The organism is Acinetobacter sp. 25-47-130 (assembly GCF_056779705.1).
In genome coordinates this window covers 146,332-158,384 of the sequence record NZ_JBWYII010000006.1, presented here as the reverse complement: position 1 = coordinate 158,384, position 12,053 = coordinate 146,332, and the positions used below count along the sequence as shown (strand labels likewise).

The following is a 12,053-nucleotide window of genomic DNA, read 5'->3' as shown; positions in this document are numbered from 1 at the left end:
CTTTGTCTAAGATTTCAACTTTTACTGTTGCACCTGGCTCAGTCTTACCTGAGATTGTTGGTGTAGTATCGTTTGTTGGCTTAAGCTCATCGATGGTTAATTCAGGTGCTACTGTGTCAACCTCGAAGCTCTCTGGCTGAGATTCACCTGTGTTACCTGCTTTATCTGTCGCTTTTGCAACTACGTCATATTCGCCATCTGCTAATTCAACTGATGGTGTATATGTCCATGTGTCACCTGTAACTGTTGCTGGACCTTCTGCAACAACTTGACCGTCTTTGTCTTTAACAACGACATTTACTGTTGTTCCTGGTTCAGTTGTACCTGTGATTTCTGGTGTTGTATCGTTTGTATCCGCAATTGGATCAATCGTTACATCGGTATCAGATGGTGCAGTTGTATCAACTTTAAATGAGCCATTAGATGTCGCTTCACCAACGTTACCAGCTTTATCTTTCGCTTTAGCTTTAACTGTATATTCACCTTCTGGTAGTGCTTCAGTCGGTGTATACGACCAGTTACCTTCAGGATCTACAGTCGCATCACCTGTTGCTACAGGGTTGCCATCTTTGTCTAAGATTTCAACTTTTACTGTTGCGCCTGGTTCAGTCTTACCATTAATTTCAGGAGTTGTGTCACTAGTATCTTCTATAGGATCGATTGTAATTTCTGGATCGATCGTATCAACTTCAACCGTAGTTTTAGCAGGTTGACTTACATTTCCTACCGCATCACGAGCTGAAGCCTCGACACTATATGTACCATCTGGTAACGCTTTAGATGGCTTATATGTCCAACTACCATCAGCTGCAACATTCACAACTGCAGATTGAACAACCTTGCCAGCCGCATCCTTGATTTCAACACGTACTTGTGTTGCACCATCTTCAGTTTTACCTTTAAAGGTAGGCGCATCAATGTTCGTAAGTGGTAACTCTTCAATCGTTACTTTAGGTGGAGTAATATCCACAGTAAAGCTTGAAGTAGCGACTTTACTATTACCAGCCGCGTCATATGCTGTTGCTTCTAGTTTATAGTCACCTTCAGCTAATGTTACAGGTGATTTAAACTGCCATTTACCGTTGGTCACTGTAGCAGGACCTTCTGCGATAATCTTACCTGAACTATCGCGAATCACTACTTTTACGCTCTCACTATCTTTAGTGGTTCCCGTAAATGTAGGAGTTTGATTTTTAGTTGTAGTCACTGGATTATTCTCCGATTCCGAAAGAGTATTTGCGATTGCAGCGATTGCAAAAGTTGATTGATTCGTTGCTGTATCCCAACCTTCAGGTTCAGGATCAGTAGGGATTGGATCGATGTCTATGTCTGGAGGAGTTAAGTCAACATTGAATTCTTGTTTTTCTTCTTCACCTTTATTTCCTGATTTATCAATAGGCGTTACGATAACTTCGTATTTACCTTCATCAAGGTTTTTCTCAGGTGTATATTCCCATTTACCATCTTTATCAACAGGAACAGTTTCTTTATCAACCACGTTCCCATCTTTATCTTTAATTTCTATTTCAACATTAGATTCTGGCTCACCTTCACCTGATAATTTAGGTGTTTCTGAGTTTGTTTCACCCTTATTTCCAATTTCATCAATAGTGATGTCTGATGGTGGGACAGTATCAAGCGTGATTGTCTTAATCGGTGATTTATCACTTTCTTGACCACTTACAGTTTGTGTGACAGAAAGCTCATAGATACCATCTTTTAAATCTTGATCAGGTGTAAAACTCCAATCACCATTAGACAATGCAACCGTCTCACCAATTAGTTCATCGCCATTATAGATTTTGATGATTGCACCAGGTTGAGCTCCAGAACCTTTGATTTCTGGACGAGCATCATTTGTTACACCACCATCAGCAACTTCACCGATATGCTCTGGCACATCATCAATGACGATTGGTGCATTTAATAATGCACTTGGCTTTGGCTGAGGCGTAGGATTAGAGTCAGAACCATTATCTGCGACTGCTGCAATTGCACCAGCTGCACCAGCACCAATTAACCAAGGGAGAATACCACCGATAAAATCATCGGAATAAAGAAGAGGTTCGATTTCTTCGATTGGGTAATACAGAATTGTTTCTGCAATTGAGCCATCTTCATTGGTAAATTTAACCCAATAAAGTTGACCACTTTCATCTTGGAATACGAGGCTGTTATCAGCAAATGAAGGATTGAAATAGTTTTCAATCACAATCACTTCACCATTACGCAAATTGATTAGAGCATTATTATTATCACGAGTGATTGAAGCTACATCATCTTTAGATACTTGAACGACAACTACAGAGTTTTCGTTAAGCCCCACTTGACTAGAGTTGACATTCTCTAATACCTGATGACTCTCTTTAGATATTACGGAGATATTAGCCATGGTAAATTCTCACTTATAAATTTTATTTTTATCGATCTTTCTACATCTAAGATACAAAAAAGATAGACACTATTATCTATAAGTGAGATTTATATCACATTTTTAAGATTTAATGCGAATAGATTTTGCGTCTTTTATCAGCTTTTTGTAACCGCTCATCCACAATCAAAATATATCTTTTATTTACAAATACTTATGACATAAGAATTAATATTTTTACTTACTTTTAGGATATTTCAGGTTACCAAATTTCAAAGGCTTAATTATCATAATTTCTGCTATATTTAGCTTAACTACATACGGTAACTTGCTCACCTAACATTTTAATGTTAGTAAACTAGTATACTTTTCATTTTATATTGAAAATTAATACTTACTTTTTAGTAAGTTAAGAAATAAAATTTGCTTTAAATATGATGTAATTTTCACATTTTAATTTTATATTTCATCGTTAAAATTCTGCGTAACTGAATAAAATATTTAAACAATATCACTGTTATCTTCTGGATTGATCATGCTTAATTCATAAAAAAAAGAGCAAGCACTATCATGCTTGCTTCAATTAAATATAATTTTTTTAGAAATTTTCTGGATTTTCTAACTTCTTCACCTCTTCAGCTTTAGCGGGATGATGGACGATTGCCACACCATCATCAGAAGTCCGATCTAATATCACTTCAGGATTATAAATCGTAATAATCTCATTACCTTTACTATCTTCACCAACAATATATTTAAATCCTTTACGATTAAGCTTATTACATAATCGCTGATATATTCCCTTTAAGCCCTCTTTTTCCTCATTAGGGTTGTAATAGAAAGCATTCATGACTGCTGGCAAACCTAAACCACATACTACGCCCGATAATAAAACAACAATAAAAGTATAACCAATCAAGATACTACTGTATTGCCTTAACTCTGGGACATTAGCAACCGCAAGAATTAGAGCCAATGAAATCCCCCCTCTTACTCCCCCCCATGATAAAATTGCTAGGCTACCGTTATAGCTTTTCTTACGAAACGATGGGAAGAATGCAAAAGCCAGAAAGTTCGCAGCAAAACGTGAAATATGTAAAATTACAAATGCGATAATACCGCCAAGTATCATGCTGGCATTAAGATCAAGAATAAACAGCTCTAAACCAATTAAAGTAAATAAAAAAGAATTAATGATACCTTCAACTGTATGCCAAAAGTGATTTACTTCTTGGATTTCACGATTTTGTAAAATTTCTTTCCATTTATTACCAACAATAAGTCCACCAATCACACATGCGATTGGTGCTGATGCATGAGCAAATAAAGCAACCAAATATGAACCACAAGCCAGTAAAGCTGTCGTTAGGATTAATGATTCCATTTCATGCTTCCCGCGAAGCAATCGTAAAATCCCCCAACCAAATACCAAACCAATAATTACAGCTACCACAATTTCATAAAGGAGTGTTTGTAGTGTCAGCAACAGACTAAAATGCTCGCCTTCAAGCACATTCAACAATGTCATAAATACAGCGATACACATTGCATCATTGAACAGTGATTCACCCTCCAATTTCACCATTAAATGATGTGGTGCACGTACAGAACTGAGTACCCCTTTGATTCCGATTGGATCTGTAGCCCCTAAAGCAGAACCGAGTAATAAAAGTACGAGTATTGGTACAGGGTTACCAATCAAATATTGAAATCCAAATAATAATCCACCAAACAATGCTGCACACAAAACCAAAGCAATAGTGGCAAGAATACTAATTGGCTTCCAATACACTTTTAGATCAGACACTTTAAATTTCAATGCCGACGATGTAAGAATGAAGCAAATAACACCATTTACGAGAAAATCATAAAAATCAATATGACGGACTGCTTCTTCAATATTTGCCAAATTAATGGTGATAAAACGATTATCCCCTAATAAATTGGCAGCCCATTGCAGAATAAAGACAAAAATTGCTGAAACAATTGGCACCCCTATCGCTTGGGGAAAACCTAGAATTCGTTTATTGAATATGGTGGTGGCAATTGAGAGGGCAAAAACCACTGTAAATACTTGGAGAAAAAAAAAGTTGCCCATTTTGCACTCTATGATATGTTTTATTTAAATGAGATCATATAAATTTTAAATGAAAAAACTATAGTCATTTATTTATTTTATATAAAGAATGTTTACTCGCAATCCCTTTTTTTTAAAGATGTGTAGCCTTCCTAATAAATTATTCCATTAGCAGGCTACATGTATTAACTTTGCAAAAAAATCAATCGATTCTGCTTGGTAGATTTAGATTGAGGTATTGAATGTATCACATTGGTTCACATCACCTGTTTTCATGCCACGATCGAACCAATACATTCTTTGTTGGCTTGTGCCGTGGGTAAAGCTATCAGGAACCACATGTCCTCTAGCCTTTTTCTGAAGATAATCATCACCAATCTTATGCGCCGCATCCATTGCCTCTTCAACATCACCTTGCTCCAAGAATTGAGTTCGTTGATGTGTATCTTTTGCCCACACACCAGCTAGACAATCAGCTTGCAATTCCAAACGGACTGATAATTGGTTCCCTTGAGCTTCAGTAGCTCGTTGTCTAGCTTGTTGGACTTGAGTTGAAATACCTAAAAGATTTTGAATATGATGTCCGACTTCATGCGCAATCACATAAGCTTGTGCAAAGTCACCAGCAGCATTTTGTGTAGATAATTCTGATTGATTTCGTTCACCCGATATACCCATTTGCTGACGCATATCTTTAAAAAAATCAGTATCAATATAGATTTTTTCGTCTGCAGGACAATAAAATGGCCCCATCGCTGACTGGGCTGTACCACAGCCTGAATTGACTACACCACTAAACATCACTAGTTTCGGTGCTTGGTATTGCATTCCCTGTTTTTGAAAAACGGTGGTCCATGTATCTTCAGTATCAGCGAGTACCGTACCAACAAATGCCGCTGTTTCTTGTTGCTCGGGTGTTGGGTTTTCAATCCCTATCGCTTGTTGCTGATTGTTAGAAGTCACTTGTTTAGTTGCCTGATAGGCTTGTTGTGGATCAACCCCAAAAAATTTCCAAGCAACAAATGCAACAACTAAACCGAGAATACTAATTCCACCAGCTTTACCCCCACCGCCTCCACGGCGATCTTCTAAATTACTACTTACTCTCCGGCCTTTCCAACGCATAATCTCAGCCCTTTTTTAATCATATAACTTCATATAATACGTTATTTCATCAAACTCTAAACTTCTCTAGCGTTCCATAGTTTTTGTATTCCTGAAACAACGACCAAAACAATAAGTCCTGCAATAAAACCTATGACAAAGTTTAAGAGCGTCGGGGTTAAAGCACCGATGATACTGCCTACATTTGGAATATGTTCAATATAATCGACTGAATCTTCAGTAAAGTGATGAAATAATGGAATGGTATGATTAATAATACCGCCACCAACCAAGAACATCGCGATTGTTCCGACAATGGTTAGTGTCTTCATAAGTTTAGGCGCAAAAGCAAGTAAGCCCTGACCAATTCTTTGTTTCAATGCAGACGTTTGTTTGACGAGATAAAATCCCAAATCATCAATTTTAACAATCATAGCAACCAAACCATAAACACCAATCGTCATTAAAATTGCGATGACTGACAAGACTGCAACCTTAATTCCAAAAGTAGCTGCTGCAACTGTACCCAATGAAATCACGATAATTTCAGCAGATAAAATAAAGTCTGTTCGTATCGCGCCTTTGATTTTATCTTTCTCAAAAGTTGCTAGATCTACATTTAAGTTTTCGAGTTCTTTTTCGGCCTGTTCAGATGTTTTAGCTTTTTTATGGTGTAATGAGTGAATTACTTTTTCTACACCTTCATAACATAAAAATAATCCACCTAACATCAATAAAGGATTTATAAGCCAAGGTGCAATCACACTAATTAATAATGCTAATGGAACCAAAATTAATTTATTAACAAATGAGCCTTTTGCAACAGACCAAACGACAGGCAATTCACGGTCGGCTTTCACACCACTAACTTGTTGAGCATTGAGTGCTAAGTCATCACCCAATACACCGGCCGTTTTTTTTGCAGCCATTTTACTCATCAGCGCAACATCATCAAGAATGGTGGCTATATCATCTAATAGCACCAATAAACTATTTGCCATTATTGTTATCCTTCTTTGTTTTTTGGAATTTTATTCTTCTATTTCAATTTATTCTGTATCAACATTATTAAAAGTATCTCAAATAAGGTGTTTTTAATTCGATTCTTTCGATGCTTTATGCTGACATAAAAAAAAATAATGCCGTACAATATTGCGAAATTTTAAAAATTCAGCCCTAGTGTTGATGACTTTGGTATAGAAAATGAGTAATCAAGATAATCGCCCTGTTATTTTGACAGGTGACCGTCCAACTGGACAACTTCATTTAGGCCACTTTGTCGGTTCTTTACGTTCACGAGTAGGTTTGCAAGATTCCCATCACCAACATCTATTATTGGCTGATGCACAAGCTTTTACAGACAATGCTGATAACTTCGAAAAAGTTAGACGTAATATTATTGAAGTTGCAACTGACTATCTCGCTGTTGGGATCGACCCGACAAAAACAACAATTTGCGTTCAATCAAGCTTGCCAGCTTTGAATGAGCTGACCATGCTTTATTTAAACTTTGTCACAGTTTCAAGACTAGAACGAAATCCTACGATTAAGTCTGAAATACAAATGCGTGGGTTCGAGCGTGACATCCCAGCTGGATTCTTATGCTATCCAGTTGCTCAAGCAGCTGATATCACTGCTTTTAAAGCATCGATTGTGCCCGTGGGTGAAGACCAAATTCCAATGATTGAACAAACAAATGAAATTGTTCGTCGTTTAAATCGTCAGATTGGTCAAGAGCTTTTGCCTGAATGTAAGGCACTGCTATCGAATGTTGGTCGATTACCAGGATTTGATGGTAAAGCTAAAATGTCTAAATCATTGGGCAATACAATTGTTTTAGATGCTTCTGATAAAGACATTAAAAAAGCGGTAAATGCTATGTATACAGATCCTAATCATCTTCGTATTGAAGATCCAGGTCAGGTGGAAGGTAATGTTGTATTTACTTATTTAGATGCTTTCGATCCAAAACCAGAAGAAGTAGCAGAGCTTAAAGATCACTATCGTCGTGGTGGTTTAGGTGATGGTACAGTCAAAAAACGCCTTGAAGGTGTTCTAAAAGAGTTGATCACGCCTATTCGTGAACGTCGTATGGAGCTTGCTAAGGATCCTGATTATATTATGGATATCTTAAAAACTGGTACTGACAAATGTCGTGATATTACGCAAGCAACATTAGATGAAGTTAAAGCTGGATTAGGTGTTTTTAAATTTTAATCCCTAAAAAATAAGCACACTTAAAGCCGCATCACATTGCGGCTTTTTTTATGGCTATTTATTAGCCTATTTAAAATTAACCTTCAATCAAACTTATTAACGTAATCTTACACGTTTTAACCCGACTACCAATGAGTTGCTAAATGAAATTGAATATCATTTAATTACTGTTATGAATACCCCCAAAATTCATAACATTTCTCCTTAACCGAAACTGTGTAAGCAGATTCGTTGTTCTGCGCAGTGATCCCCCCAATCACTGCGTATTTTTTTATGTTGAATCCATTCAAAATGAAATCAATATTATATAATTGATAATTACGTCACTTTATTTTATTATTTTGATTAAAATTTGATAAAAATTCTAATATCTATAAGAGACTACCCATGTGGGACATATTTATAAATCCGTCGAACCTATTCTTCAGTATTAGTATCTGCTTGATGTTTTTTATAGGCATTCTTGAAGTCTTTCTATTAATAACAGGTCTCAGTAGTCAAGGATTTTTAGAGCAATTTCTACCTAGTTCATTAGATTCTTCTCCTGAAATGATCGTTGACCATCAATCTAGTATTTGGATGCAATTTTTAGATTGGCTTTATCTTGGACGTATTCCTGTATTAATTTGGCTGATCATCTTTCTCACGACCTTTTCAATTGTTGGCTTCTTAGCCCAATCTATCATCCATCATGTATTTGGATCATTTTTAACAGTCTGGCTCATTACTCCACTGGTACTTGTGGTCTGTATGCCATTCGTACGGCTATTCTCAAGATGGATAGTAAAGATCATCCCTAAAGATGAAACCACAGCAATTCATAGCGACGATTTAATTGGACTTCGAGCAGAAATCATTTTAGGCACTGCTCGACTGCACTATCCTGCGCAAGCAAAACTCAAAGATCGCTTTGGTAAAACACATTACATTTTAGTCGAACCTGAAGCTGACGAAATATTCGTACAAGGTCAGCAAGTCTTACTTACACAACGTAGTCTCAAAGGCTTTCAAGCAATTTCACAATAAATCAACTTAGAGAAAAAAATGTTTAGTTCAAGTTTTTATCAAATTATTATAATTGCAGGACTTATTCTCATTGCACTGGTTGTCATCGGAACCATTATTGCACGACTATATAAACGCTCTAGCAAGGAAGTTTCATTTGTCAGAACTGGATTTGGTGGGGAAAAAGTTATACTAGGAGGTGGTGCAATTGTACTTCCTGTTTTACATGAAGTCATTCCTGTCAATATGAATACCCTTCGTTTAGAAGTTAAACGTGCAGCTGATCAAGCCTTGATTACGCGTGATCGAATGCGTGTAGATGTGATGGCTGAGTTCTATGTTCGTGTTAAGCCAACAGCTGAATCGATTGCTACCGCAGCACAAACTTTGGGTCAAAAAACCATGTCACCAAATGAATTAAAAGATTTGGTTGAAGGTAAATTTGTAGATTCCCTGCGTGCAGTAGCAGCAGAAATGGCTATGGAAGAGTTACATGAAAAACGTGTCGACTTCGTTCAGAAAGTTCAACAAGTAGTTTCAGAAGATCTGTTCAAAAATGGTTTAGAACTCGAAACTGTATCTTTAACAGGACTTGATCAGACCAGCTTTAAATTTTTTAACCCACAAAATGCATTTGATGCAGAAGGTTTAACAAAATTAACAGAAACTATTGAAGATCGACGAAAAAAACGTAACGATATTGAACAAGATGCTGACTTAGCCATTAAAGCGAAAAATTTAGAGGCTGAACAAGCACGCCTTCAAATCCTGCGTGAAGAAGAATACGCAAAGATGCAACAAGAGCGTGAAATTTCGATTCGAAAAGCTGAACAACTTGCTGAAATTGCAACGCAAGAAGCTGCCAAAAAGCGTGAGGCAGAAGAAGCCCAAATCGCTGCAGAACGTGAAATTGAATTAAAACGTATTTCAGCTGCACGTGATGTCGAAAATCAAAATATTCAAAAAGCACAAATTATTGAACAAGCGCAAGTAGAACAAAAGAAAACCATTGAACTTGCGGAACAAGATCGCGCAATCGCGATTGCCGAGAAATCTCGTGCTGAATCTGAAGCCAAAGCACTTGCTGACCAAGCTCGTGCGCAAGCAGTGAAAGCTGAGGAAGAAGTTGTGACTGTTCGTGAAACACAGCGAGCTGAGCGTATTAAAGCGGTTGAACTTGTTGCTGCAAAACAGGCTGCAGAAACTGATGCTATTTCAATTACTGTGGCTGCCGAGGCATCAAAACAAGCTGCTGTAGATGAGGCTGAAGCTGTTCGTACTGCGGCTGAAGCAGAAGCTGAAAAAGTCCGCTTGAAAGCTAAAGGTGAAGCTGATGCTAAAATTCTTTTGGCTCAAGCTTTAGAAAAACAATACCAAGTCGATGCTGAAGGGACACGCGCAGTCAATGAAGCAAATAATATTTTGTCAAGTGAACAAGTTGAGATGCAAATTCGTTTGGCACTTTTGAAGTATTTGCCTGAAATCATCCGTGAAAGTGTTAAACCAATGGAAAATATTGATGATATCAAGATATTACAAGTGAATGGTCTTGGTGGCATTACTGGAGCCACAACTTCAGCTGATCAAGCAGATCAATCACAATCCGTTGCACTTTCAGATCAAGTGGTGAATAGCGCACTTAGATATCGTTCGCAAGCACCTCTTATTGACAGCTTAATGAGTGAACTTGGTATTCAGGGTGGGGACATCAACGGTCTAACACAAAACCTAAAACCTAACTCCAATTAATAATAAAAGCCCTGATTTTCAGGGCTTTTATTCGCTTTACTGCTAGCTATTGCTGTTCTTATTATTTTTAAGATAACAAATATTATTTTAGGATTGATCAGTTTTCCTTATCCGACGATCTCATGCATTTTTCTTTTACTCCTGCTTTAGCAATTGATGCAGTCACCTTATGACGTTATGTATCTTTATTTTAGGCGCAATTTTTGCTGGATTTATTCAAGGACTCACAGGTTTTGCCTTCGCTCTTATTGCGATGTCTTTTTGGGTATGGATTCTACCGCCTCAGATCACCGCCCCCTTGGTCGTTTGTGCATCACTATGGTGTCATATCATTTCAATGTATAAAGAACCAAGAACCTTTATAAAGCCTTCTATCGTTTGGGTCTATATTATCGCTGGCTTAATTGGAGTACCTTTGGGTACTTTTTTGCTTCATTATATCAATGCAGACACGTTCAAATTACTACTTGGGATATTTTTATTAATTTGGTGCCCACTCATGTTCTTTAATCCGCAACTACATTGTTTAAAAGATACCAGACTCAGGATGGACGGCTTGATTAGTTTTTTGGGTGGAATTTTAGGTGGGCTCGGTGGATTCTGTGGTGCAATTCCCTCGGCTTGGGTGATGCTTAAACAACTTCCTAAACATGAGCAACGCAACATTCTTCGACATTTTAATTTTGCCATCCAACTGTTTACTTTGATCATCTATTTATTTAACCAGACCATTAACGTGAATCACTTGTCTTATTTGTGGATTTTGATCTTTGCAGTTAGCCTACCTACGATCATTGGTGCAAAAATTTTTTATCAAATATCTGAGCAAAAATTTAAATCGATTGTCTTAACTTTATTGTTTTTTTCAGGCTTTATTTTAACCCTAAACGCAATTTTCTTGTATTAAAAAAGGCAGATTGTTCTGCCTTCTCCATATATTAACTGTTGTGTGAATATCGTTGGTCAACACTAAATTTTTCGGGGAATTTAGCTGAAATCTTTGAATAAAATTCCATAATTTCTGCCATATCCACTTCTATATCTCCAGTAGGATAAATAATTTTACCTACACCGCATTTTTTTTGACTGTAATCCATATATGCTAAAGCGATTGGGACATTCGCTGTAATTGCTACATGGTAAAAACCCGTTTTCCATTTTTCTTGTTTTGACCTTGTTCCCTCTGGCGTCACCAACATGACCAATTTTGGATGATCTTTAAAAAGATCTGCCATTAATTGCACCATGCTTGGTCTTTCCTCTCCCTCTTTCTTCGGTCGGCGATTAATTCCGATCCCTCCCATAGCCCGGACAAAAGGACCAAATGGAAACTTCATATAGCTGTCTTTAATTGTAATTCTGACATTTACACCTAAAGCTTTGAGCGCTAATCGCGCGTATAAAGCATCCCAGTTACTGGTGTGTGGTGCAGCAATCATGACACATTGGTCTAAATCTAAGGGCCAATGGTTATCAATTTCCCAACCTAATGCATTTAAACTCTGTTCAGCAAATTTTTCAAACATATAA

Annotated in this window: 9 protein-coding genes; 4 read left to right on the top strand and 5 right to left on the bottom strand. The window is 37.1% G+C overall.

What is annotated here, in order from left to right:
• The 4 genes from AC1M83_RS09405 to AC1M83_RS09390 all read right to left on the bottom strand — a co-directional run.
• Positions 1-2,392, bottom strand: a 2,392-nt coding sequence (locus AC1M83_RS09405; protein ID WP_481590513.1) for an Ig-like domain-containing protein, incomplete at its 3' end; no start/stop codon positions are given.
• A gap of 577 nt (positions 2,393-2,969) precedes the next feature.
• Positions 2,970-4,469, bottom strand: a complete 1,500-nt coding sequence (locus AC1M83_RS09400; protein ID WP_179998547.1) for a cation:proton antiporter — start codon at positions 4,467-4,469, stop codon at positions 2,970-2,972.
• Between the two features lie 204 nt (positions 4,470-4,673).
• Positions 4,674-5,573: a KPN_02809 family neutral zinc metallopeptidase gene (ypfJ, locus tag AC1M83_RS09395; RefSeq protein ID WP_481589125.1), complete on the bottom strand. Its 900-nt coding sequence runs from the start codon at positions 5,571-5,573 to the stop codon at positions 4,674-4,676.
• A 56-nt stretch (positions 5,574-5,629) separates the two neighbouring features.
• Positions 5,630-6,553, bottom strand: a complete 924-nt coding sequence (locus AC1M83_RS09390) for a DUF808 domain-containing protein (RefSeq protein WP_481589124.1) — start codon at positions 6,551-6,553, stop codon at positions 5,630-5,632.
• Positions 6,554-6,755: 202 nt separating this feature from the next.
• Here AC1M83_RS09390 and trpS point away from each other — a divergent pair, with 202 nt between their 5' ends.
• The 4 genes from trpS to AC1M83_RS09370 all read left to right on the top strand — a co-directional run bounded on the left by trpS (position 6,756) and on the right by AC1M83_RS09370 (position 11,430).
• Positions 6,756-7,769, top strand: coding sequence for a tryptophan--tRNA ligase (trpS, locus tag AC1M83_RS09385; RefSeq protein WP_481588074.1), 1,014 nt, complete (start codon positions 6,756-6,758; stop codon positions 7,767-7,769).
• 387 nt (positions 7,770-8,156) lie between these two features.
• Positions 8,157-8,795, top strand: a complete 639-nt coding sequence (locus AC1M83_RS09380; protein ID WP_481590512.1) for a YqiJ family protein — start codon at positions 8,157-8,159, stop codon at positions 8,793-8,795.
• A gap of 18 nt (positions 8,796-8,813) precedes the next feature.
• On the top strand, positions 8,814-10,523 hold the full coding sequence (locus tag AC1M83_RS09375; RefSeq protein WP_481590511.1) for a flotillin family protein: 1,710 nt from the start codon (positions 8,814-8,816) through the stop codon (positions 10,521-10,523).
• 169 nt (positions 10,524-10,692) lie between these two features.
• Positions 10,693-11,430 carry a sulfite exporter TauE/SafE family protein gene (locus tag AC1M83_RS09370; protein ID WP_481590510.1) on the top strand — a complete coding sequence of 246 codons (738 nt, stop codon included), beginning with the start codon at positions 10,693-10,695 and terminating at the stop codon, positions 11,428-11,430.
• 31 nt (positions 11,431-11,461) lie between these two features.
• Here the strand turns inward: AC1M83_RS09370 and AC1M83_RS09365 are convergent, their stop codons facing one another.
• A complete protein-coding gene (locus tag AC1M83_RS09365) occupies positions 11,462-12,049 on the bottom strand; it encodes a 1-acyl-sn-glycerol-3-phosphate acyltransferase (protein WP_180028109.1) in 588 nt (195 codons plus the stop codon).
• Positions 12,050-12,053 lie beyond the last annotated feature (4 nt).